29 protein-coding genes are annotated in these 24,792 nt (G+C 36.9%); 28 read left to right on the plus strand and 1 reads right to left on the minus strand.

Annotated elements, in window-relative coordinates; translation table 11 throughout:
• The first annotated feature begins 167 nt into the window (after positions 1-167).
• The 28 genes from C5N92_RS10045 (at position 168) to C5N92_RS10180 (ending at position 24,098) form a co-directional block, all read left to right on the plus strand.
• Positions 168-908, plus strand: a complete 741-nt coding sequence (locus C5N92_RS10045; RefSeq protein ID WP_111750721.1) for a PFL_4669 family integrating conjugative element protein — start codon at positions 168-170, stop codon at positions 906-908.
• A gap of 4 nt (positions 909-912) precedes the next feature.
• Positions 913-1,392, plus strand: a complete 480-nt coding sequence (locus C5N92_RS10050; protein ID WP_111750722.1) for a DUF3158 family protein — start codon at positions 913-915, stop codon at positions 1,390-1,392.
• Between the two features lie 312 nt (positions 1,393-1,704).
• Positions 1,705-2,193 carry a single-stranded DNA-binding protein gene (gene ssb / locus C5N92_RS10055; RefSeq protein ID WP_021112584.1) on the plus strand — a complete coding sequence of 163 codons (489 nt, stop codon included), beginning with the start codon at positions 1,705-1,707 and terminating at the stop codon, positions 2,191-2,193.
• A 96-nt stretch (positions 2,194-2,289) separates the two neighbouring features.
• The gene (locus C5N92_RS10060) at positions 2,290-2,769 is read left to right on the plus strand and encodes a hypothetical protein (RefSeq protein ID WP_021112590.1); all 480 of its coding nucleotides are present in this window, start codon (positions 2,290-2,292) and stop codon (positions 2,767-2,769) included.
• Positions 2,770-2,998: 229 nt separating this feature from the next.
• Positions 2,999-5,026 (plus strand): DNA topoisomerase III, encoded by a 2,028-nt coding sequence (locus C5N92_RS10065; protein ID WP_111750723.1) that lies wholly within the window; start codon positions 2,999-3,001, stop codon positions 5,024-5,026.
• An 856-nt stretch (positions 5,027-5,882) separates the two neighbouring features.
• Entirely contained in the window at positions 5,883-6,320 is a 438-nt protein-coding gene (locus tag C5N92_RS10070; RefSeq protein ID WP_021112535.1) for an STY4534 family ICE replication protein, read from the plus strand.
• Positions 6,321-6,368: 48 nt separating this feature from the next.
• Positions 6,369-6,701 (plus strand): hypothetical protein, encoded by a 333-nt coding sequence (locus C5N92_RS10075; protein ID WP_111750724.1) that lies wholly within the window; start codon positions 6,369-6,371, stop codon positions 6,699-6,701.
• 176 nt (positions 6,702-6,877) lie between these two features.
• Complete coding sequence (locus C5N92_RS10080) at positions 6,878-7,525, plus strand: DUF3560 domain-containing protein (protein WP_111750725.1); 648 nt, start codon at positions 6,878-6,880, stop codon at positions 7,523-7,525.
• 71 nt (positions 7,526-7,596) lie between these two features.
• Positions 7,597-8,085 (plus strand): RadC family protein, encoded by a 489-nt coding sequence (gene radC, locus C5N92_RS10085; protein ID WP_111750726.1) that lies wholly within the window; start codon positions 7,597-7,599, stop codon positions 8,083-8,085.
• Positions 8,086-8,236: 151 nt separating this feature from the next.
• Positions 8,237-8,905 (plus strand): PFGI-1 class ICE element type IV pilus protein PilL2, encoded by a 669-nt coding sequence (gene pilL2 / locus C5N92_RS10090; RefSeq protein WP_111750727.1) that lies wholly within the window; start codon positions 8,237-8,239, stop codon positions 8,903-8,905.
• A 93-nt stretch (positions 8,906-8,998) separates the two neighbouring features.
• Positions 8,999-9,751, plus strand: coding sequence for a TIGR03759 family integrating conjugative element protein (locus tag C5N92_RS10095; protein ID WP_111750728.1), 753 nt, complete (start codon positions 8,999-9,001; stop codon positions 9,749-9,751).
• Positions 9,730-10,455, plus strand: a complete 726-nt coding sequence (locus C5N92_RS10100) for a hypothetical protein (protein ID WP_111750729.1) — start codon at positions 9,730-9,732, stop codon at positions 10,453-10,455. Before C5N92_RS10095 ends, C5N92_RS10100 begins: the two co-directional genes overlap by 22 nt.
• A complete protein-coding gene (locus C5N92_RS10105) occupies positions 10,452-10,961 on the plus strand; it encodes an integrating conjugative element protein (protein WP_342767565.1) in 510 nt (169 codons plus the stop codon). Before C5N92_RS10100 ends, C5N92_RS10105 begins: the two co-directional genes overlap by 4 nt.
• The gene (gene traD / locus C5N92_RS10110; RefSeq protein WP_021112508.1) at positions 10,958-13,129 is read left to right on the plus strand and encodes a type IV conjugative transfer system coupling protein TraD; all 2,172 of its coding nucleotides are present in this window, start codon (positions 10,958-10,960) and stop codon (positions 13,127-13,129) included. Before C5N92_RS10105 ends, traD begins: the two co-directional genes overlap by 4 nt.
• A complete protein-coding gene (locus C5N92_RS10115; RefSeq protein WP_021112530.1) occupies positions 13,098-13,436 on the plus strand; it encodes a hypothetical protein in 339 nt (112 codons plus the stop codon). The genes traD and C5N92_RS10115 overlap by 32 nt, the downstream gene beginning before the upstream one ends.
• Positions 13,436-14,131 carry a TIGR03747 family integrating conjugative element membrane protein gene (locus tag C5N92_RS10120; RefSeq protein WP_111750730.1) on the plus strand — a complete coding sequence of 232 codons (696 nt, stop codon included), beginning with the start codon at positions 13,436-13,438 and terminating at the stop codon, positions 14,129-14,131. Before C5N92_RS10115 ends, C5N92_RS10120 begins: the two co-directional genes overlap by 1 nt.
• A gap of 160 nt (positions 14,132-14,291) precedes the next feature.
• Entirely contained in the window at positions 14,292-14,615 is a 324-nt protein-coding gene (locus tag C5N92_RS10125; protein ID WP_111750731.1) for an integrative conjugative element protein, RAQPRD family, read from the plus strand.
• A complete protein-coding gene (locus C5N92_RS11475) occupies positions 14,612-14,845 on the plus strand; it encodes a DUF3262 family protein (RefSeq protein ID WP_042905578.1) in 234 nt (77 codons plus the stop codon). The genes C5N92_RS10125 and C5N92_RS11475 overlap by 4 nt, the downstream gene beginning before the upstream one ends.
• 29 nt (positions 14,846-14,874) lie before the next feature.
• Positions 14,875-15,249, plus strand: coding sequence for a TIGR03745 family integrating conjugative element membrane protein (locus C5N92_RS10135; RefSeq protein ID WP_111750732.1), 375 nt, complete (start codon positions 14,875-14,877; stop codon positions 15,247-15,249).
• An 11-nt stretch (positions 15,250-15,260) separates the two neighbouring features.
• Positions 15,261-15,635: a TIGR03750 family conjugal transfer protein gene (locus C5N92_RS10140; protein WP_111750733.1), complete on the plus strand. Its 375-nt coding sequence runs from the start codon at positions 15,261-15,263 to the stop codon at positions 15,633-15,635.
• A complete protein-coding gene (locus C5N92_RS10145; RefSeq protein WP_021112553.1) occupies positions 15,632-16,270 on the plus strand; it encodes a PFL_4703 family integrating conjugative element protein in 639 nt (212 codons plus the stop codon). The genes C5N92_RS10140 and C5N92_RS10145 overlap by 4 nt, the downstream gene beginning before the upstream one ends.
• Before the next feature lie 19 nt (positions 16,271-16,289).
• Positions 16,290-17,132, plus strand: coding sequence for a TIGR03749 family integrating conjugative element protein (locus tag C5N92_RS10150; protein WP_369828950.1), 843 nt, complete (start codon positions 16,290-16,292; stop codon positions 17,130-17,132).
• Positions 17,133-17,141: 9 nt separating this feature from the next.
• A complete protein-coding gene (locus C5N92_RS10155; RefSeq protein WP_111750735.1) occupies positions 17,142-18,581 on the plus strand; it encodes a TIGR03752 family integrating conjugative element protein in 1,440 nt (479 codons plus the stop codon).
• A 10-nt stretch (positions 18,582-18,591) separates the two neighbouring features.
• Positions 18,592-18,999 (plus strand): TIGR03751 family conjugal transfer lipoprotein, encoded by a 408-nt coding sequence (locus C5N92_RS10160; RefSeq protein WP_021112563.1) that lies wholly within the window; start codon positions 18,592-18,594, stop codon positions 18,997-18,999.
• An 18-nt stretch (positions 19,000-19,017) separates the two neighbouring features.
• The gene (locus C5N92_RS10165) at positions 19,018-21,837 is read left to right on the plus strand and encodes a conjugative transfer ATPase (RefSeq protein WP_111750736.1); all 2,820 of its coding nucleotides are present in this window, start codon (positions 19,018-19,020) and stop codon (positions 21,835-21,837) included.
• Positions 21,834-22,244 (plus strand): hypothetical protein, encoded by a 411-nt coding sequence (locus tag C5N92_RS10170; RefSeq protein WP_111750737.1) that lies wholly within the window; start codon positions 21,834-21,836, stop codon positions 22,242-22,244. The genes C5N92_RS10165 and C5N92_RS10170 overlap by 4 nt, the downstream gene beginning before the upstream one ends.
• Before the next feature lie 26 nt (positions 22,245-22,270).
• The gene (locus C5N92_RS10175; RefSeq protein WP_111750738.1) at positions 22,271-22,618 is read left to right on the plus strand and encodes a hypothetical protein; all 348 of its coding nucleotides are present in this window, start codon (positions 22,271-22,273) and stop codon (positions 22,616-22,618) included.
• Between the two features lie 4 nt (positions 22,619-22,622).
• On the plus strand, positions 22,623-24,098 hold the full coding sequence (locus C5N92_RS10180) for a conjugal transfer protein TraG N-terminal domain-containing protein (RefSeq protein WP_111750739.1): 1,476 nt from the start codon (positions 22,623-22,625) through the stop codon (positions 24,096-24,098).
• A gap of 242 nt (positions 24,099-24,340) precedes the next feature.
• On the opposite strand, the gene C5N92_RS10185 is transcribed toward C5N92_RS10180, so the two are convergent.
• Positions 24,341-24,790 (minus strand): hypothetical protein, encoded by a 450-nt coding sequence (locus tag C5N92_RS10185; protein ID WP_111750740.1) that lies wholly within the window; start codon positions 24,788-24,790, stop codon positions 24,341-24,343.
• Positions 24,791-24,792: the final 2 nt, after the last annotated feature.

The following is a 24,792-nucleotide window of genomic DNA, read 5'->3' on the forward strand; positions in this document are numbered from 1 at the left end:
TGGGCGACAGTTGGTACAAAAAATATACAAAGTGTCGCCACTGGCGACAGTTGGTGCAAAAAATATACAAAGTGCCACCCTAGGTGGCAGTTGGTACAAAAAATATACAAAGTGTCGCCACTGGCGACAGTTGGTGCAATTTTTAATCAAAATAAAAGGGGTAAATTATGACTCAGGAATATAACCATGAATTAGGTGCATTACGTAGTAATATTACGCTCACACTTCATTCTCAATATGCCACTAAAATGTGGTTAGGACGCCCAATTGTTCGAGAGGGCGATAAGATCATTAAACCACAAATCCTTAGCATGCCTGCATGTCTCTCGATTCTTTCTCAAATTCAAAAAGATGCTAGTAACGACGACCCTTACGCAGACTGGTATTTGATAAACTTTGAAGATAAAGTTTTACAATACACTGCTGAAATGAAAAAACTTATCAGTGATCTTGTTGATATTTATGCCGATAATATTCCTGAAGGTATTGATATTTCTCGCTGTGCCAATATTTCACCTGTCACTTATCCTATCTATGTAAACTCTCAATTAGGTTATAAACTAATTTATCTATTATCAGAATTCGATATGCTTGCTCGCTCTGTAATGACAGCATCGCATATTGCTATCATGACCAAAGATCAGGCTCGTGAGTGGCTAGAAACTGGTGCAGGACTTATTCGAAAATGTTTTGGTGTCGTTGATAATTATAAAAATTCAGGGATAACTCGACAGGATGCTCGAGATAATAATGTCCGCTACCAAGAGGCGATAAAACGACTCAGATTTGAATTACCAACAGATATTCTTAGTGGTGAAAAACGAGCTATGTTTGCTCCAAACATTAAAAATCAGCAATCTGGCTCAGAACTTGATGATGTAACAAGCGATTCAGAAGTAATGGAGTAAATTCATGAATGTTTACAGTCTCATCCCTGAAGATATGTATAAAACGTTGACGCAGAAAACCAATCTGAATGGGTTTATTCGTAGTCTATTCGGTAAGATTGAAAATATAGAAACTTATGAGCTCTTACTTGATGAAGCTCATAAAGTGCGTCAGGGCTTTATTGAACTTCAGCCCGCTATGATAAAGGGAATATCAGAGAACCTGATCTCTACATTGCCCCTTCTGTTTATTAAGGATAATGCTAGTCGCTCAGGTGCAAGCTATTTACGATGGCGAAATATCAGTAATTCTAAAAATGGAGAATTTGCTTGGAGAAGTATTATTTTAGATCCTAACCAGCCTGAATCACTAAAGGCATCTTTGGTACAGGCTGAAAAAGAGCGTATTACATTAAATATGCAAATGGCAATTATTGCTCACATTATTCGACAGCTAACAGAGTGTAAAGATAAGCTGAACCAAATTGAACAGTATGTTAAATAATGTATGCAAAGCCTAGAAATATCATGTATGCATAGCCTAGAAATATCATGTATGCATAGCCTGTAATAAAAGGCCTTTAAGGGTAAGGGTGCAAGCCCCCTTACCCTTGACGAGAAAAAGCCTTTGTCTTACGGAGTAATAATGTCGATTGTAAAAACCAGATTTAGTATTGAAGTGGATAATGAATTATCAATCGATCACTAAATTGAGTAAGATAGAAATTCATGGCAAAACAAGTTCAATTAATTGATCTCTTTAAGTGATAAATGTCGTCTAATAAAGCAACTACTTATACTTACAAGGAGAATGACTATGTCTGGCGTGAATAAGGTCACAATTATTGGTAATCTTGGTACAGATCCTGATGTTCGTACTATGCCTAATGGTGATGCTGTAACAACACTCAGTGTTGCTACAAGTGATGTGTGGAATGATAAGAATACGGGGGAACGGAAAGAAGTCACTGAATGGCATCGTATTGTATTATTTCGCCGTCAAGCTGAAGTGGCAGGGCAATACTTACATAAAGGTTCGAAAGTATACATTGAAGGAAAATTGAAAACACGCAAATGGCAAGATCAAAATGGTGTCGATCGCTATACCACAGAAATTTGGGCTTCTGAGTTACAGATGTTAGACAGTAAACCAAGCAATTTTCCACCACCTTTAGGTGAATCGCAGACAAAATCTCAACAAAAACACTCTCCACAACCTGAACCACCGATGGATAATTTCGATGATGATATTCCATTTTCTCCAATTCACCACGGTTTTAGCAAACATTCTATTTATGTAATTTAACTAACACAACCTTACGTTGGGCCAGCGTAGTAAAACAAGTGGCCACCATAGATGTTCATTTAATCTATTCAGGTACTCATTTTTAAGGGGAATTACATGCGTTACATCAAACACAGTTTATGTATTATTTCTATGCTACTAATTTCAAGCTGTGCTGAACTTTCGGAAATTAATAGTAAGGTTGGAGATTGGGCTGGTAACATTAATCAATCTATCAATTCAAATAGACAGGTAACTGAAGACTCTATTACTTCAAAAAGAGATATAGATACACTCTATGTGCGTATTAAGCGAGAAATCGGTTTCGCTACCAAAGAAGAAGCCATGAAATGTAATCCAAATGTTGATATTAGCTGTAAATGGAAAGAAGCTGCTATCACTGAAGGTGGATATGTTCATGAAAGAACGCCTGGTGTCTACTATCGTATGGCTGAAACATTCGGTAATAAAGGTCAATATTATGTAGATGTGACACTAGAAAAAGATGGCAAAGGCACCCAAATATTTTGGAAGGTTCGTGGGAGTAAAAGTTTTGCTGCTGAAATTAAAGCTGATATTCTAAAAGCTATTAAATAAAAAAATTGAATTTACATATAATTCTATTGCTATTAACTATTTTCTGTAAGAATAGAGTTTATAACAACACAGATAGACCCTAGAAAGACCACAACGATCTAACTAGGTTGGCATACTTGGCATCCGAAAGGATGCCGTTTTTTATTTCCCTTTCCCAAACAATTAATAATTGTTCTCTATTTTTTGCATATCTATTATTAAATTCTTCAAATATTGTAGGAGATATCGTATGAAGCTCTATCTTTGTGAAAAACCTTCTCAGGGAAGAGATCTAGCTAATGTATTAGGCGCCACGGTGAATGGTGATGGACTTTTAACAACACAAGATAAATCTATTGTCGTGACTTGGGGATTCGGTCATTTAGTTGAACTATATCAACCAGAAAATTACGATGAAGCATGGAAACGCTGGTCATTTGAAACTCTCCCGATTATTCCTGTTCAATGGAAAATGTCAGCTAAAAAAGAATCTAAGAAACAATTCAATGTAGTGATTGGACTTATCAAGAAAGCATCTTCAGTAGTCATTGCCACCGATGCGGATCGAGAAGGTGAAATGATTGCTCGTGAATTACTTGATTTAGCAGGATACCGTGGGCAAATTCAGCGTTGCTGGCTATCTGCTCTTGATGATGCTAGTATTCGCAAGGCATTACAATCTCTCAAACTAGGCAAAGAGACAGAATCTCTCTATTATGCAGGCATGGGACGTAGTCGTTCAGATTGGTTAATTGGTATGAATTTTTCTCGTTTGTTTACTTTGATGGCTCAGTCAAAGGGATATTCAGGAAAACCACTGAGTGTTGGGCGAGTGCAAAGCCCTACGCTCGCTCTTGTAGTAAATCGTGACAGAGAAATTGCAAATTTTGTACCTAAATCACATTATGCGTTATCCGTTCAGTTGGCAACTTCTACTGGTGAAAAATTTATCGCTGGACTTTCAGTACCTGAGCAATATTTAGATGAATCAGGACTTTGTCTTGATAGTCGTGTCATACAACAAGCTGAGCCCCAAATTAAGCAAGCAGGTACAGCTAAGGTCATTTCTGTTGAAACCAAGCGAGAGAAAAAAGCTCCACCGTTACTGTATGCGTTGAGTGATTTACAGGGAGAATGTAACCGCTTGTTTGGTTTTGGTGCACAACAGGTCTTAGATATTGCACAATCCTTATATGAAATACATAAAATTACAACATATCCTCGCTCTGATTGTGGCTATCTCCCAGAATCACAATTTACAGATGCCCCTATGGTGATTCGTGCATTAGTCAGCTCAGATGCCCATTTGCAAAATTTATTGCCACGTCTAAATATACAACAAAAAAGTAGAGCTTGGGATGATAAAAAAATCACTGCTCACCACGGCATTATCCCAACTATCAAAAAAGCTGATCTTAGCAAACTAAATGATGATGAAATGAAAGTCTATGATCTAATTCGCCGTCGTTATTTGGCTCAGTTCTTACCTCATTTAGAAACAGATAAAACTATCGTCACACTCCAGTCTGCTGGGCACACATTGATTGCGAGAGGGAATGTCATTGTTACTCCAGGATGGCGTATCTTATTTGGTCAACATGCTGATGAAGAAGATGGAGGAGACGACAAACAGGGACTTCCTGTATTAAATACTCATCAGCAGTGCCAAGTGACTCAAACTGATATTCGAACTCTGCAAACTAAACCTCCCGCTCACTATACTGAAGGTACATTGCTTGAAGCAATGAAAAATGCCGCTCGCTTTGTTACCGATCCACGGCTAAAACAACGATTGCGGGAAACAGAAGGGCTTGGGACAGAAGCTACAAGAGCAGGACTAATTCAAGGTTTGATCGACAAAGGTTTTTTACTTAAAAAGAAAAAATCTCTTCTCGCTTCTGCCGAAGCTGTGGCTCTTATTGATAGCTTACCTGATTTATTGAAAAACCCTGGTTTAACCGCACTATGGGAACAAGCTCTTAACCAAATAGCAGAAGGTTCTTTGACCCTCACTGAGTTCATGAAAAAGCAGGAAGATTTTATTCGTCATTTAATGAAGGTCTGTTTATCTCAAGGTATGAATATGGGTAATGTTGAAATCAAAAAATGCCCTAAATGCGGTTCCCCAATGACTAAACGTAACGGTAAGAATGGACTTTTTTGGGGTTGTACAAAATACCCATCTTGTGATGGCATTGAAAATATTGGGACAGTAAAGAAAAAGCGCAAATTTACAACGAAAAAGGACGATCAGTTTCGGGGAAAAGTCTTAAGCTAAACCCAAATAGATCTTTGCTCTTTAGCGTGCTAAAATTCAAACGATATATCCGTTTTGGTCATTTGTCGGTATCAAATGACAATCCAAAATACTCTCGGCACTCTGAAAGAGAGTTATAAGTTCGCTTATGAGTGTTTATTTTACTTAGGCTTTCGCTATCTCTACGTTATTTGTTGCAAAGACAAAAATGGATTTTGACAAAATCTATTTCTGTCTTTGCAGCAATGCACATTTATCTTAACCAGTGCCCACTGGTGAAAAAATGGGTGCCCTTTGTGCCATTTGGTGCGTGTTATGCCGATAAAAGACCACATCGTTATCGGATAGTGTAGATGCAAATAGTAATGTCTTGACGAGAACAGATGCTATTTATTAGTCTGTATTATATGGTCAAATTTATCTGGATTTTAGTCTTTGTATGTAATCATTGATTTTTAATCTTATCCTAGTCAAAGCCCTAGAAGTAAAATTCTAGGGTTTTTATTTTCTCTCTTGTGTATCGGATTAAATATCTAAATTCAATATTCAATTTATTGTTTAATAAAAACATACTTAGGTTTATGTTTATCAGCATTAAGCAGCTATCGTTGATAGCACTTAGTAAGTCGCATAGTTCCTGAAAAGCGACGCTCTATCGTGTATAGATGAACTAAAACTCCCAAATATCGCTCAGCATTCTGAAAAGCGATTCTGCTTTTGATGAACTTTGTTCCATTATGCAGGAATGTCTCTTTAACCATATTCTTCCATAAGAAAAATCTCTTGTGGTCCCAAACAATTAACCCTAGCGGGGAACATTTTTCCCGTGTTGGGCAAGGATGTTTCTCCGCTTTTTTTACATTTGGAGAAACAAACTATGACTACTCAAACTTCTACTCAAAAAGCTAGCTACTTTAACTTACACACTTCTGGTATTGGTTATATTAACGATATTCGTATCGTAAAACCAAAAAAAGGAAATGAATTTGTAGCTTGCCGTATCGCTGCATTAGTTGGCTCATCTGACGAACCTGAATATCGTTATTTCGATATGAATGTCGTTGGCGCTGAAACTGAAAAACTTATCAGACGTTGCCAAGAAGCTGTAGAGGCGAAAAAGAAAGTGCTTATTTCGTTCGTAATGGCAGATCTCTGGGTCGATACGTTCACTTACACAAGTGATAGTAAATACCATAAAAAAGGCGATACTGGTACGACCTTAAAAGGTCGCTTGATTCGCATTAAGATGCTTAAAATTGATGGCGAATTGAAATACCAAGAGCCTAAACGAGATACAGATGAATCAAATGCTTAACCTATAAAGCCCAACGACTGTTGGGCTTTGTTCTACTAGGAGTTTACTATGTTTATTACCAACTTTTATTCTAAACCTTTTCCGCTCGTAGAGATATATGACCGTATTCGTGCGGATGTTTTAGTACAACGTATTGTCAATAGTGTGTATCAATCAATGGTTCCTGAACAATGGCTTTATAACGTTTTATTACGATTAAGCGATTATGCTTATCGTTTAAATGATGAAGAAAGGCAATGTTTTATCTCAGTAGCATTAAAGCAAGGATTTGATCTTTCTGTCTCATCTATAGCTAATGCCAAATTAGAATCGGATGAAGCAATAAGAGAGGCTTATAATGCTTTATATGGCCATGACGATGATGACTATGATGACGATTAGTATAATTCGATTGGATACTCACCTTTTGATCAATGATTGGGATATTTGTACCGTCGATGATTATTGGGACTGTGTCAAACAAAATCGAATTCACTAAATTTTACACTAACAACCCCTGAAGGGAAATACACTCCCTTTGGGAATCGTATTTTCCTTCATTTTTTGAGGAATATACGATGACTACTAACACTTATGCTAAATTTGCACCTAATGTTTTTGTTGCTAAATGCCCAGAAGCTCATGCTAAAGGCGAATGCATTGTACTTACCAGTAAATACGGCAATGAAACAGAGGTTGAAATACATAATCTTGTCAAACAACAAGATGGGTTTTACTTCTATTCATTTGTTCGCTGTGATGGCTTAAATAGCCAATCTCATGCAGCGACGAAAGCCGAACGCTATCAAGGATATGCGGATAGTGCAATGGTGCGTAGCGAGAAATATTGTGAAGCAGCTAATGAGGGACGTGAATTTCTTCGTTTAGGTGAGCCAATTAAAATTGGACATCATAGTGAGAAACGACACAGAGCTTTAATTGATCGCAATGCTCGTAGAATGGATAAGGCCGTTGAAGAGATGAAAAAAGCCGAAAGTTATGACGGCAAAATTGCTTATTGGGAATCCATGGCTGAGAAAATTGATTTATCAATGCCAGAAAGTCTTGAATACTTTACGACCAAATTGGCGCAAGCCAAAGAGACGCATAAAGAATTGAAAGACAACCCAGAAAAACGCTCTCACGCCTATTCACTTACTTACGCTAAAAAATCAGTCAATGAATTAGAGCAAAAAGTGAAACTAGCCCAAATTCTTTGGGGTTAAATTAACATTCTTTACCCACTAGGGAATACATTTCCTAGTGGGATGTATTCCCCTTTTATTTAGGAGAATACATGATGAACGCATTATTATCTTATGAACAGCAACAAAAATTAGAGCAAGCCAAAATGCTATATGAAAGTGTTTTACAGGAAACGGCTGCGATTTATCCCAATGATAAATCTGCGACCATGTCAGACCCTTGCATCCCAGCGTTAATGTTAAAAGCTCTGATTGGTTTTGAAGAGCGAGAAGTCTTTGCAACGATCTTTTTAGATAATCAGAATCGTGAAATTAAGACTGAAAAGTTGTTTTTTGGTACGATTAATGAATCTAGTGTCTATGTGAGAGAAATTATCAAAATGGCTTTATTATGTAATGCTGCTGCGATTATTATTTCTCATAATCATCCATCAGGTATGATAAAACCAAGCAATGCTGATCATATGATCACGCGCAAGATATCAGAAGCCTGTTGTTTGATGGACATCCGTTTACTCGATCACATTATCGTATCTAGACAAGATTTTTACTCTTTTGTTGAATCTGGCGATTTGCCTTAACTATAATATCTATACCTATTCATGTAGGTATAGATATCCTAATTCAAAACCGAATTAAAATTGTTGAAATTTTAATTCGGTTTTTTTCTTAATAAAAGCAACGATTTTTTGCATAGTATTCTTTAGTCACTTATTACTAAAGGAGCACGCTATGAAAACATCTACATTATTATTGTCAATTCTCAGTGCCTTTATTGTCACAGGGTGTGCAAAACAGACAAACTCATCTAATCAAAATAATTCTTCCCCAAATGATGTAATTGCGCCAGGCATTCCGATTCCTGAAAACCAATTGGCTGTAGATGTGAATTCATCATCCTCAACGTCTTTAAATCCTAACCCTGCACCTATTGAAGTAGCAAGAACTGTATCTGAGGATATTTATACTTCTAACTTTGAGCAATACCCTGAAGTAGTACGTTATGGACGATATACCCTTGTCAGTAGCTCACCTGTCGGTGGACAAAAATATCTTCTTGAGCAAGTAGTTAATATTGATATGATCGGTAAAAAGAAAAAAGTCTATTATAATTTGACCGTTGAACAAGGAATTTGGAATACGCTAAAAGATACAGGATATACTCTCTGTTCTATTTCTAGCCCTGAAGTAAGAAGCCTATTTAATCATCAACTTCCTAAAGTACATTATCAATTTGGTCCAATGAAATTACGAGATGCGTTACAGATGTTAGCAGGTGAAGCATATGAATTAACAGTTCATGATACTTTACGACAAATATGTTACGAAAGACGAGCTTCCATACCTAAACCAATAGAGCCGAAAGTACAAATTGAAGCTATCGTTCCTGAGGACTACTAATTAACTGTTTTAAACTTCAATAGAATTTTTTCTTATACTCACTTTTCTTTTTTGGCATAGTCACTTCAACTTACTATCAATATTGGAGTGACTATGAAATTTCATATTACCACTTTATTTGTACTATTTGGTACAGTTCTAAGCACATCCTTCTCATTCGCAAATCAAACCTCTGTAACAAATACCATCTCTCAAGCCCAGTCGACACAACAAAGTGTGGAGAAAAGTCTCAATATTCAGCATTCACAAAGCTCAGAAAATAAATGGACTGAATGGGGATTGACGCAAACAGAATGGCTCAGATATGAAGAGCTTAAAAAAGGTTCTCGTGGTATTTGGTCTCCAAACCTAGATCCCCTTACCATGCTAGGCGTAGAGGCTCGTAATGACAAAGAAAGACAACATTATGCGGAGCTATTGGCTAAAAAAGAATATCAGAGAGTTGAAAAAGAATTTGCGTTTCAAATAGCTTACAACAAAGCCTTTGAAAAATTATATCCTAATCAACTCCCTTTCCGAATGGACGAGTTTGGTCAAACTAATGTTGCTGTCAATCGTGTTATCTATTTTACTCGTACAGACTGCACATCTTGTGTAGATGACTTAAAACGCTTACAAGATTATGCCCAACGTTATCCAATTGATATTTATGTTGTGGACAGTATGCAAAATGATGACACTATCCGAAACTGGGCACTAAAAAATAACATTGATATCGCCAAAGTCAGATCTAGACAAATTACCCTAAATCACGATAGTGGATATTGGCTAAAATACGCAAAGGGAAAAATGCCAGCCGCTTTCCAAATTAAAGGAGATGGAGAATGGCAGCTTCTCACTTACTAATGTGTTTACCGTTATTAATGATAGCTACAGCAATAGCTAAACCATTCTATGGTTTTGGTAAAGAGATTGATATGTACATTAAGGAATCGTCTCAACGCTATCAAGTCAATGAAAAAATGTTACGTGGCTTGGTTAAAATTGAAGATGGATGGTATGGCAAAAGATCTCCAACAGGTGCTCTTGGAGTCGGTCAGTTTACTGTTGGAACATGGAATTGGCTTGCTTCAATGCCTGAAGGAAAGGCAATTGGTATGAGTGTTATTACAAGTAAAAATAGAGGGACACATAAAGATCCTCGCCATAATAAGTATATCAATACACTTGCGACAGGGCTTCTCGCTCGTTGGCATACAGAACAATTTAATCAACGTGGTATAAAAGTAACAGATGCTAATTTATATATGGCTCATAATATAGGCTTGGACGGATATCACCGAGCTTTACTTGGTAAGTCAACAAAAGACGATATTCGTAATATGAAACTAAATGGTATGACGAGAAAAATGAGTGTACGAGATTTTATTATTTATCAAAAAAGTCGTTACTATCAGCATGCACTCATTGCGAATAACATTCCAATAAATAATCTACCTATTACACAGAATACAAAAAGTCGTATATCTAAATCAAAGAATGATTTACCTTCAATAAGATGGATTGAACCAACAACCGCTAATAAAATTATTTGGATAAACCCATTATGATGAAATATAAGCTCTCTTTTTATTCGCTGTTTTTCTTTATTCCTTCTCTCGTATCTGCAGAATTAAATATCATAGCTGATTTCGGTGGAGAAAGCGCTGTTCGATTTTATGAACCGATACAGCCTGTACATACAGAGGATGCACCAATACATCCAAATGCGGTTCCAGCTCAACTTTCAGAAGAACAGTTACTACCAGTGATTTCTCATAAATGGTCTATAGGTACGGTACAAACGAGAAAATTTAATCTGCCTGGCGCTCTACCAATATTCTTAATTGGCTATGATGTATCATCCAAAAGTTGGCTAGAAAAAAATAGACAAAAATTGATTGAGTTAAATGCCACGGGATTAGTCATAAATGTACAAACTGTCAGCCAAATGCAGGAATTAAGAGAAATTGTGCCAACATTAACTCTGATACCTTCACCCGCAGACACTCTCGCAGAAAGACTAGGTATATCACATTACCCACTTTTAATTACATCAGAAGGAGCATCGCAATGAGTAATAAATTTCTAGTAGAATCATTGCTTCGACCGCCTGTTGAGTTTTATACATCTGCTGTTTGTGGAGCTTCGGCGGCTCTCTGTGCGATTGCTCCTTGGACAGTGGCTTTAACTCCAAGTATTGGGTATGGGCTTTCTGCAGGCTTTACTGTACTAGGTATAAAACGAGCTCTTGAAGGCTGGAAAGTTGTCAAATACCATAGAAATCTTAAGCGTTTACCGAGATATGCTATGTCTAGTAAGGAAATCCCTGTTATGAAAAAACATTTATTTTTAGGGCTAGGATTTCGATGGACACAAAAACATACTCAACGATTGCATGACTGCTTTCAAGCAAATGGAGAAAAATATTTAGCCCCATCAAAATGTTATACCTTTGTGAAAGAGTTTGAGAAAAAACATGAAGAAAGCTTCATCACCAAGTTAACTTCCAAAGATAGTCCCTTTAACCCATTTAGACCCTTGCCACCAGTAGAGGGGATTCCTGCTATTCATGGTATTGAGTTAAATGAGGTAAATGTAACTATCCCTCTCGCTAGTCGTGTAGGACATATGTTAGTGTTAGGAACCACTCGTGTAGGAAAAACTCGATTAGCTGAATTATTGGTTACTCAAGACATTCATCGTGGAAAAACCTTTAATGAACGTGAAGTTGTCATTTTCTTTGATCCTAAAGGTGACGCTGACATTTTAAAACGTATGTATGCTGAAGCTAAACGAGCTGGTCGAGAGAATGAATTCTATGTATTTCACTTGGGTTGGCCCGATATTTCAGCACGTTATAATGCGGTTGGTCGTTTCAACAAAATTACGGAAGTTGCCTCTCGTATTTCTGGTCAACTAAGTGGGGCTGGGAATTCTGCTGCATTCAAAGAATTTGCATGGCGTTTCGTAAATATCATTGCTAGAGCTCTCGTTGAGCTTGGTAGACGTCCTGATTATGAACAAATTGCAAAATTTGTACGTAGTATTGATTCGTTATTCTTGGATTACGCAAAATTTTATTTTGATCAACGGGATAAAAATATCTGGTTAGCAATTGCTGAAGTAGCTGCAAATATAGATCAAAAAAATTTATCTCTGGCAATGCGTGGTCGTAGTGAAATGGTAGTCGCTGTTGACCAATACATTCGGGATAACAAGATATTCGATCCTGTTTTAGATGGATTATGCAGTGCTGTGCGGTACGATAAAACGTACTTTGATAAAATTGTCGCTTCATTACTTCCGTTACTTGAAAAACTAACATCAGGTAAAGTAGCCGAATTACTCTCCCCAGACTATTCTAATATCTCGGATACACGCCCTATATTTGACTGGGAAGAGATTATTCGTAAACGTGGTATTGTCTACATAGGATTAGATGCATTATCTGATTTGACGGTTGCATCTGCAGTTGGAAATTCTATGTTTGCAGATCTTGTTTCAATGGCTGGTCATATCTATAAATTTGGTATTAATGAAGGGCTTCCACAATCTCTCACTCATAAAAATAGTAAGATTGCTATCAATGTACATTGCGATGAATTTAATGAGTTGATTGGTGATGAATTTATTCCATTAATCAATAAAGGCGGTGGTGCGGGCGTTCAAGTAACTGCATATACTCAAACTATTTCTGATATTAAAGCAAGAACAGGAGATGCATCTAAAGCAGGACAAATAGTTGGAAACTTCAACTCACTTGTGATGTTAAGAGTTAAAGAACAAGCAACAGCAGAAGTACTCACCAAGAATTTACATGAAGTTACTGTATTAGAAGTCATGGCATTATCTAGTACTACGGATAGTTCAGATCCTGGCTCAGATAAACATTTTGGTTCGAATACAGGCGATCGTGTTACACAGAAACAGAAGCCAATGTTATCTGCAGCAGATATTACGAATCTACCTAAAGGACAAGCTTTTGCTTTAATTGAAGGTAGCCAACTATGGAAAATACGTATGCCGTTACCCGTAGAAGATAAAGATGATCTAATGCCTAAAGATCTTCAGCAATTAGCAAAATATATGCAAGACAATTACCAAACCACTGAAACATGGTGGGAAGGTGTGAATAGCTACCAACCTAATTCTGATGCTGTCGCAGCGTTTGAAAACCTTAGTAAAACTTTATTCCCAGAAGAGAAAAACAATGAAAACACATTTAGAAGTATTGATAACTGATATTCCTGATCGCTTTATTGATTTAGAGAGCCCTAATTTTCTTTGTTCTAGTGCAGGGAAGTTTGATCAAGAGCGTTTAGATTTTTTTGCCAAAACCATTTTTCCATATTGGCATGACAATCAATGCTCTTTGCATCGACTATCTGATTATTTGAATTCATTTGATATTGAAATGTGGACAGCTCCTGATGTAGGTAAAGCAACCAATTCTAATAACGAATTCTGTTTTTGGCTTCGATTTAATAAGAAATATCCAGGTGAGATTTTAGTTCAATGTGAAATTTTGTCTCAAAGTAAGGTGCACTAATGACAGAAAATCAACAATCAACCCCTCAACAGGTGGTTCAGAAACAACCTAATTTTCTCTGTACGATCACCAAAACATTAATAGCCTCACTCATCTTAAGTATTATCATAGAATGGCTATGTATTACTTTTGTGTGGCCAGAACAAGGTGCTATGCACAGTAAAAATGTTATGAAAGAAGAATTTGGCTGGTTTTCTGCCCAATTTCAACAAAGTTTACTTTATAGCTATCCAGTCATACTTGCTGAACAAACCATCGTATTTATTCATGAATGGTTATTTATTAAAACAGGTTTACAGACTTGGTTACATAATACCCCGCAAGACGCTGGCGTTAGTGCCTATATTTGGTTCTATGCAAGATCATACATTGAGTCAACTTTATATGTCATTATTATTTTTATTATTCGACTCTTAATTATTATTCTTACTAGCCCATTATTTATATTAGTCGCAATTGTCGGCTTAACTGATGGACTTGTTCAACGAGATTTACGCCGCTTCGGGGTTGGTAGAGAATCGGCATTCAAGTATCACCATGCAAAAAAATCAGTAGCCCCCGTTATGTTTATGGCATGGATCATTTATCTTGCTATACCTATATCTATTCATCCAAATTTAATTCTCATACCCGCAGCTATTCTATTCGGTATTATGATTGCTTTAACTGCATCAAATTTCAAAAAATATCTCTAATTGACACTAGACTTATCATCATAAAACCATCTCCGTTAAAACCATAACCGAGATGGTTTTTTTATAGAAATTGTTTGATTTCCTTGTACAGTTTCACATTACATTATTCACCTATTTTTTGCATTATCTTCTCGCAGTAACTAACAGATGGGAGTTCATAATGCAAAAGCAATTAACCATTTTTCTTCTGATATCTACATTTTTCTCTTTCCCTGTTTATGCCAATGAAAAAGCCGAGCTTGAGCAGGCTATTCGTCAATTAGAGTCAGCTCAACAAGCTTTGTATCGAGCACAAAAACATGCTAGTAACATCCGAGTTAAAGATAGAGTGTATTTTGACTATACAAAGGCTAAACAAGATATTGCTATTGTTCGTGATGGTATTGATCGTTACATAAATAGTAATCGAGCTCAACCACGTGACCCAAGACAAATCCGAACATTATCGGGAGAGTATGACAAAGTTAGAGTGAATCAAAAATGAGTAATACTGCTGTAGAAGCTTTTAAGATTGGAGCAAATAGCCCTGTAGGTGAACTCAACTATCTTCTCTTAGGTTTGATTTTTTCGGCCCTATTTCTCATTTTTGCTTACATCATCTTGAAGAATTATGACGCACTTGTGAAAGGTAAAACAACCATTCCCAAGTTCCTAAAATTAATTGTGAGATTTGCCATAGTCATTGTAATTCTCACCTATTTCTTACTGCGTTAGTTAGGTCAATTTTTCATTAAGGATCCATTATGAAAAAATTTATCAAAAGAGCATCTAAATCTCTTAAATCATTTAGAAATCAAGCCACTGCCTCTGTAGCTTTAGCTATCCTAAGTGTTAATGAAGCACTTGCGGACTTACCAAAAATGCAAGCACCTTCTCGAGGTGAAGGTACAGGCATCATGCAAACGATCAAAAATCATGCTTATGATGCGTTGATTCTCGGCGGGCTCTTGCTTGGTGCTTTTGCATTTATGAAAGTAGCAGGCTCTCTAATCTCTGAGTTTGGTGAAGTCCAGGCTGGCCGTAAGAAATGGGGAGACTTAGGGATGCTTGCGCTTGTTGGTGCCATTTTACTCGTGGTTATCATTTGGCTAATTACAGAAGCAAGTAAAATTCTATAAGGGACACCTGTATGAAAGAAGGATCATCAACAGACACAGTTACATTCATTCCAGAGCGCCTAAATCGTCGCCCTGCAGTATTTAGGGGGATGACATTTATTGAATTAATTTTAGTGATGTTTATTGGTGCAGTAATTGGTGCTTTATTGGGACTGTTGGTGATCCTTATTTTCCCAGTTGATTGGTATGCAATTCCCATGGGGATGTTAGCAATTGGCTACTTATCAATGCGATTCGGCGGTGCTTATATTTCTCGCCTTAAACGTGGAAAACCTGATACTTGGTTGGAACGCTATGTAGAACTCAAAAAGAGTCCGTCACGATTTATTACAACGAATACATACTGGTCTATCAAACGTACACCTAAACAACGGGGTAAAAAATGAGTAAATATAAACATGCACTTACAAGCGAAAGATTTCATATTCAAAGTTTACGGTTAGTTATTCTCATTCTTACAATTATTTCAGGTATTTTTGCTTATGGGTGGTATTCATCTCCTAAATATTTAACCATTCATAATCCACCTGATTTACGCTCTGGCTCTGTAAGAGCATGGTGGGAGGTACCACCATCCACGGTGTACGCATTTTCATTCTATATTTTCCAGCAGTTAAACCGTTGGCCCCAAGATGGCGAAGTGGACTATAAGAAAAATATTGAGGCACTTCAAGCCTATTTGACACCACACTGCTACCAATTTTTATTGAGAGATTATGAAAATCGTAACTTATTAGGTGAACTACGAAATCGTGTTCGTGGTGTATATGAGATTCCAGGACGGGGATTCAGTCAATCAAGAGTAACGATTAATAGCCAAGATGATTGGGATGTTACATTAGACTTAAGTACCGATGAATATTATTTAGATAACCCTGTTAAACGAGTACTTGTTCGCTATCCATTACATATTGTTCGTTACGATCTGAATCCTGAAGCCAACCCTTGGGGGCTTGCTCTTAATTGCTATCGCTCAACACCTAAACGTATTGAAATCAAGGTTGAAGAAGAGAAAAAATAATGGGAGTAATTTTATGACAATCAATAAATCAACATTACTACTAACTACGTTACTGTCACTTCCTGCACAAAGTGAAATTCTTATGCAATGGAATCGAGTTCCACTCCCTATCGATCTGAATGTCAATCAAGAACGCATCGTTTTTGTCGATAAAAATGTTCAAGTAGGTTTACCGTCAGAATTAGATGGTAAATTACGAGTACAAAGTACAGGTGGTGCAGTCTATCTGAAAGCTAACGAAACTTTCGATTTAAACCGTATCCAATTAAGAGATATGGAAACAGGGCAAATTGTCCTACTTGATGTGCGTAGTAAAGCAAATACAGGTAAATTAGAATCCGTCAGAATTATTTTCGATGAATCTGTTTCTAATAATAAGACTGGTATTGCTCAAACAGATATATCTGACCCAGATGTAAGCATGGAAAATCCAGTAAAAAGTCAATTACCTCCCCCAGCAGCACTCACTAGATATGCAGCTCAATCCTTGTATGCCCCATTAAGAACGGTAGAACCTCTCCCTGGTGTACGTAGAATAGCGGCAAAACTACCAAAAAGCCTGCCTACATTGATGCCAAATTTAAGTATTTTAGCTACACCATTAGATAGTTGGGGGCTTGATGGATACGTTGTCACCGCAGTAAGACTAAAGAATTTAGCTCCTTACCAAGTTAATCTAGACCCACGGTATTTACAGGGATATTTCTACTCAGCCACTTTTCAGCATAATTGGTTAGGGAAAAAAGGTACGCCAGAAGATACTACTGTAGTTTATTTAGTCACTGAAGGTGCTCCAAATCAAGCCTTTGTACCTAATGTTATTGTGAAAAAAGCATCCTCAACATCTACCAAAACTAAATAGGAGATAGATATGAGTACAGTTAAATCAAATGGGTTACTGAAAATTATCGTCCCTATTGTTGTTTTTGCTTTCGCTTTTATCTTATTTGTTACCTATAAAAACAACCAAAATAATCAGGTATCTCAAAATGAAGTCTCTGATGTCGTTTACGATCTCACTGAAACTGAGCAGAAAGAGCTTGGTCTTACTGCGGGAGATACGCCACATGATACCCTGAAAACATTATTGGGTGCAGTTAAAGAAACCAAAGCAGAAGTACAACGAACAAACGAAGAGAATGAGCGTCTTAAAAAAGAAAATCAGGCATTGAAAATTCAGTCTTACGATGTATCTCGTCAAATTGATGATGCTATTCAAACAAAACAACAAGAATTAATGGCTGATTTTGAACGTAGATTTCGTGAAGTAACAGATAGATTCTCAAATCTCTCTAATGACAACCCAAGCTCAAACGATATTCCTATTGGTTTAGGAATGGAAGGGGAATCTCAATTTAATAGTTCTCATTCTAATACGGGTAATGCTTATCAAGATGAAGGAAGCCAATCTGCAGTAAAATGGATTCAGCCATCAGATGTAACATTGACGGATCGTAATGGTAAACCTGTATCCTCAAACTTTACTGGAGAAACTGTTGCAAACTTCCCAAATCCATTTAAAGCATTAGATGACTCAACTCTCGGTCAGGCGGCTGTAGAGCTCCACGGACAACCCAATTCTCGTGAAAAACAGACAAAAAAACCTTTTTATACTTTACCCGCAAATTCTACGCTGATGGGTTCTGTCGCAATGACTGCATTATTGGGACGAGTGCCTATTGATGGAAATGTTACAGATCCTTACCCTTTTAAAGTTGTAATCGGTCGGGAAAACCTTATGGCAAATGGTATTCAGCTTCCTGATGTTGAAGGTGCCATTGTTTCAGGAACTGCAAGTGGAGATTGGACATTGTCTTGCGTAAAAGGAAATGTCGATAGTATTACATTCGTATTTAGTGATGGACGTATTGCCACGCAGGAGAACCAAGGGAGTAACAATGGAAAATCTCTAGGATGGTTATCTAATCCAAATGGATTACCATGTATACCAGGTGAAAGAAAAACAAATGCACCAGAATATTTATCATCTCAATTTTTATTATCCGCAGCAGGAGCAACTGCTCAAAGCATGGCTCAAAGCCAAACTACAACAGTGGTTGATGGTAATTCCGTTGTTGGTGCCGTCACAGGTAGTCAAGGTAAATATATATTAGGGCAAGCGCTCGGAGGCGGTTTAAAAGAAATGGAAAATTGGTTTAGACAACGCTATGGGCAAATGTTTGATGCTATTTATGTCCCACCAGGACAAGCTGTTGCGGTTCATATTTCTCAATCAATTAATATTGATTACGATTCTGCAGCTCGTAAAGTGAAATACCAAAAAAATTCTGGAACTAGCCAAATAGATTAAGGAGATACAGATGAAATTCCCAGTTTTACTGTTAGTTAGCTCATTTATTTTAGCTGGATGTTCTACATCACAAGATGAATTATTACCAACAGGTAGTGAAACAATGCAAGACATTTGGCAACAAAATGGTGGGGGAACACAAAGTGGTCTACAAGAAGCCAGAAATGCACTTCAGTTTGTAAGACCCATTAATAGTAGCTTTTCAAATGCTGCTGAATACACCCATTACACTCGCACAGCTGCAAATGAAGCAACAAATTTATTTCCGAGATTGCCTAATCCTGATCTTGTAATGTATGTATTCCCGCATTTATCTCAAACTGCAGAACCAGTTCCCATCCCAGGCTATACAACTGTATTTCCATTTTACGGACGAGTTCAATATGCCCAACCAGGTGAGCGAACACGTGAATACTAGTCGTAAAGGATAAAAACCATGTTAAATAGATTATTTGGTCGTAAACAACAAGTTTCAGAAAGTACAGAAAATGCACCTGAAGCACCAGTCTCTCAACATGTTGAATTCATTCGACGACAAGGTAATTACACTCAAAAAGAACATTTAGAACAATACAAGCCATCGCTATCCTTTGTGGATAGGCTTCCTTGGGTCGAGTTCTTAGATGAAGATAAAACATTACTTCTTGAAGATGGTCGTTCTGTCGGTGCTATTTTTGAGCTTACTGTGATTGGTACTGAAGGTCGTTCTGCGGAATTTTTGGCTAATGCAAGAACCCAAGTCTGCCATGCAATTCAAGATAGTTTTCCTGAATTAGATATGTCGCCTTGGGTTGTGCAGTTTTATTGCCAAGATGATGAGATGTCCATGGAATATGAAGATATTTTACGTAACTATGTAAAACCTAATGCTCAGGGAACTCAATTTACAGAGCAATGGCTTAACATTATGGGAAAACATTTACGTGATGTATCCAAACCAGGTGGTCTATTCGAAGACAAAGCGGTCACAGGTACACAATGGCGAGGGCAACAACGTCGTACTCGAATGGTCATTTATCGCTACGTTGAAAAACACATTACACTAGATCAAGCACTAGAAGACTTAAATGCAACCTGTGATAGTGTAACGAATGCACTTTTGGGGGCTGGCATTCGAGCTCAGCGTCTGAACGGAAACGCAATTCATCAGTGGCTTTTACGTTGGTTCAACCCTGTACCTGAAGACTATGATAATCCTGAAGAATTCTATAAGGCCTGTCATTACACTATTAAACAGAACAATAATCCTGATGATCTGTATTTAGTGAATGATTTTGCAGAAACGTTACTCGTCAATACACCAAGAACAGAAGGAAGTTATTGGTATTTTGATAATTGTCCACATGAAGTAGTTGTGGTTGATTCCTTACGAAGAGCTCCAGAAGTTGGTCATCTTACAGGGGAAGTCAAACGTGGAGATAATGTTAATAGTTTATTTGACCTATTACCAGAAAATACCATTATGGTTTTAACTGTTGTCGTTTATCCACAAGACCTACTAGAAAACCATATACAGAGTATTAAAGATAGTGCTCTAGGAGAAAATACAGAATCTATTTATGCCAAAAAAGATTGTGATCGAGTTAAAGATATTTTGAAAGACAAACACAAAATGTATCGATCTTCACTGGCATTTTATCTGCGAGCTAATACCACTGATGAATTACGAAAACGCTCACGCCGTCTACGAACAACCTTACAGTCAACAGGATTAGTTGCAGTTAAAGAAGGTATGGAAATTGCACCACTAAGTAGCTATATTCGATGGTTACCTATGTGTTTCAATCCCGCAGACGATCGTCATGCACTCTATACTAAATTCAATTTTGTACAGCATATTGCTAACTTATTACCTGTATTTGGACGAGGTATTGGTACTCGTCACCCTGGCATTACCTACTTTAACCGTGGTGGTGCCCCCTTAGATTTTGATCCCTTAAATAAAGATGACCGAGCAAAAAGTGGACATGCACTTATTCTTGGTCCGACTGGAGCAGGTAAATCAGCTACCTTAAACGGAAAGATTGCACAGTTGATGGCAATTCATCGTCCTCGATTATTTGTCATTGAAGCGGGAAATTCATTTGGATTAATGTCTGAATATGCAGAACGCTATGGATTAACTGTCAATCGTGTAACTTTGAAGCCTGGTGGGGGTGTTTCACTACCATTATTTGCCGACTGTCATCGACTTGTGGCAGATCCTGAATTATCGAAAACCCAAAGCGAATTATTGAAAGAAATCCAAGGAAATCATGTGGAGGATTCGTCCTCTATTGAAACTGCTGATGAAGAAGAGGGAGATGATCAGCGAGATATATTAGGAGAGATGGAAATTGCCGCTCGTCTAATGATTACTGGTGGAGAGGTTAAGGAAGATGAAAAACTAACCCGACCTGATAAAGCGATGATTCGCAAAGCAATTCTATTGGCTGCTCAAAAAACATATTCACATGGGCGAACAACATTAACTCAGGATATTAGAGACGCTTTTTATGAATTAAGCCAAGATGAATCTCTCCCTGAAGCACGTCGAACACGTGCTTATGAAATGGGCGAAGCTATTGGGATGTTTTGTTTACCTGGTAGTTTTGAAGCAGAACTTTTCAACAGAGAAGGTGAAATCTGGCCCGATGCAGATATTACGCTTGTTGATTTAGCTACGTTGGCAAGAGAAGGCTATGAAGCTCAATTAGCTATTGCTTATATCTCTTTGATTAATCATATCAATTCATTAGGAGAAAAATATCAATTTTCAGGTCGCCCTATTGTCAATATTACGGACGAAGCTCACATCATTACAGTAAATGCAATGTTAGCTCGCTTTTTGACGAAAGCAGGTAAAATGTGGCGTAAGCTAGGTATTTGGCTATGGCTTGCCACACAAAACCTGAAAGACTTCCCTGGCGATGCGTCTAAACTACTCTCAATGCTAGAGTGGTGGGAATTATTGTGTCTTGAGAAAGATGAAGTAGAACAAGTTGGGCGATTTAAGCAACTAACTCCAGAACAAATTTTCTTAGTTACATCAGTTAAAAAAGAAAACCGAAAATATACAGAAGGTGTCGTGTTATCAAGTAAGATGGAAGCCTTATTCCGAGTCGTGCCACCAAGTTTATACCTTGCGCTGGCGATGACTGAACCAGAAGAAAAAGCCGAACGTGCTACGTTGATGCAAAAATATGGTATTTGTGAACTTGATGCAGCAATTAAAGTCGCAGAAAACATTGACAAAGCAAGAGGAATCACAAAATGAAAAGAAAAACACTATTTTCTATCTCACCACATGAACCCAGTATTGTGGAATTGAAAAAAATGCTATCCGAACAACAACAAAAACAGGTCGAAGCATTGATTACTTATATTAAACAAAGAGTAGGGACACTTAAATATATTAAAACGCATCCATACCGTGTAACGAATATGAATTATATTCGTCTACGATTAATAGGAATTAAAAATAATCAGGAAGAATCTTTTGATTTAATGATGGTGCTCGCAGGCTATACGGAATTACCTACGCTCGAACAGCCAAACACCTATCGTTTAAATATCAATGTGACTGATACAACAGATGCTTTTTGGTTAGTTGAGTTACTTAAACATGAGTTATCCACACAAACTGTGGATAATCATATAACAATATCAGATGCGGAAAGTTAACAATTTGATTTTACAAGGGTATTTTTATGAAGGCTCAAACTGAAGATAAAAACATCAATAATGACACCGTGCCACATAGTAAGTTTTGGTCATTACTGAAATTTATCTTTGTGTTTGTATTCATCATTTTGACGCTTCTTGCTATTGCGCATTTGGCCGTAAACTATGGTGTAGAGTTTGACAAAATTACGAATTTTATACAAAAAACTTGGTATATATGGTTAGCTTTTCGGATAGTTATTTATGGCATCATTATTATCTTCATCAATAAACTGGTAAAAATATCTGAGCAATATAAATCATTATTTAGACCTTTAGGAGTTGCTGTTGCAATTATCGAATTAACCAGCTTAATTCAATTATTACAGGGGTAAGCCAATGAACATATCATTAACAGTAGATAGTTATTTTGAATATTTCCTAACATTACTTGGCTGGATTATTAATAATGGAATTTGGGATCTGCTTGTTCAATCAGGTTTATTTGCTGCACCAATCTTATTCCATGTGATAGGGCTCTTTTTGAAAGTGAGAGAGCAAGGAGATGATGAAGGAGAAAAAGGGCGTTTACTCGCAAGCTGGATTGAAACGAAGATATATATTGCAATAACCATTATGGTTTTAACTTGTCTTCCCTTGTTTAATGTGTCCTACACAACGCTACAGTTTAATACTGAAAGAATGAAGTCTTGTGGTCACTCAATATACAAACCGAGTGATACAGGATTATCCAGTTTATCAAGTGAGTTGAATGGTAAAAGTGCGACATTGCCATTGTGGTGGGCATTTACCTATTCAGTAGGGAAAGGCTTAACTCATGGAGCCGTGTCTATTATTCCATGTAAGGCTGATTTGAGACAAATTAGATTCGAGGTACAAAATACTCAGATTGCAAATCCCGTACTCAGACAAGAAGTCCAAGATTTTGTAGAACAATGTTTTATTCCATCTAGAACTAAAATAAAGCGAGAGCAAACATTCTTAAATGAGGCACAGGCTCGTGATATAGATTGGATTGGCTCTAGTTTATTTATAAATATATCTGGATTTTACGATAATTATCGTTCTAAGTTGCCTCGTTCTCAATGGAGTTACTCTTTACCTAGAGATTCTGGTTTACCTAATACAGGAAACGGGGGATTTCCTACATGTAAAGAATGGTGGGCGGATAGTAGAATAGGATTAAGAGCAAGATTATTAACTCAATTTGAGCCAAGCTTATTGAATCGGATGCAAAAAATATGGGGAAATCCTAGTGAATATGAGGATTCCATAATTAGACGATTAGTTAGTCCGCAGAATATTACTGTTTCATCAGGCTATGCTTATGGAGGATATGGTGGTAATACCGATCCTAGTTGGTCTAATGCTATTGCGAGAACTGCAGGAACGGCAGCAAATTCTATCGCTAGTGTAGCAATGTTTCCAGCATTTGACTCTATTAGACAATCTTTGCCTATGGTTCAAGGCTTAATAATATTAGCTCTAATTGTATCTATACCTATTATTACTATATTCAGTGGGTATAGTATTAAAACTATAATGACAATATCTACGATGTTAGTAGGATTGTTCTTTTTGTCATTTTGGTGGGAGTTAGCTAGATGGCTTGATAGTTGGATACTATCAGCAATGTATGATAGTGATACACACTCAAGATGGAACCTAGCAGGAATACAAAATACCCAAGATGATTTGATTTTACAATTTGTATTAGGGACAATGTTTATTGTATTACCGACATTATGGTTTGGAATGTTAAGTTGGGCAGGGTTTAGTTTTGGAACTGTTATTGCTAATTCAGTAACGAGAGGAACAAACTCATCTTCCAATAAATTTCCAGTACCAAAATAATTTGATAAAAGTAGGCATCTATATGATGCCTACTTTTTAATTTTTCTTAGAGAAATTATCAGATGGATACCCTAGTTCACGATTTAACATACTAAATACTAGTATATATAAATAACTAAACAACATAACAACTCCAAATATACTACCGACAAATAAAATTCTAACGCCATAGTATAGTAATTTACCCATTCTAGACTTTAATAAGTAATTTTTCATTATTTATCTCCCATAGAACTATAAACTTATGGAGAAACTCCAGTTTTTCTCATAATTTTAGTATCGAAATTATGTTTGATCTGTTTTTTAGGATTACACTCAAAAATTCCTTTTACAGCCTTATCTTTTGCGTTTTGAATTAATAATCCAGGCTCTATTAATTCCTTAGGTTTATTATTAGGGTACGCATGTCCAATAATATACGAACTACCTTGATTATGCAATTCAATACCAATTGATGTAAAGCCCGACCCGATATCAATAGATGTTCCTTCATGTTTCATTACATCGTTGATAGAGTTACTGAATATTAGGCTGTCATAGGAAAAAATATAATCTGACTGAGATTTTTTAATTGTAAGTTGTTTATTTTCAGTGGTTGTACAAGAGTAGATAATATTAGTACTAGAATCACTAGCTAGTGCATTACCAGAAAAAAGTATCATTGAAATCAATGAGATTGTAATTTTACGCATAT

Source organism: Glaesserella australis, assembly GCF_003260095.1.
GTDB classification, from domain to species: Bacteria; Pseudomonadota; Gammaproteobacteria; order Enterobacterales; family Pasteurellaceae; genus Glaesserella; species Glaesserella australis.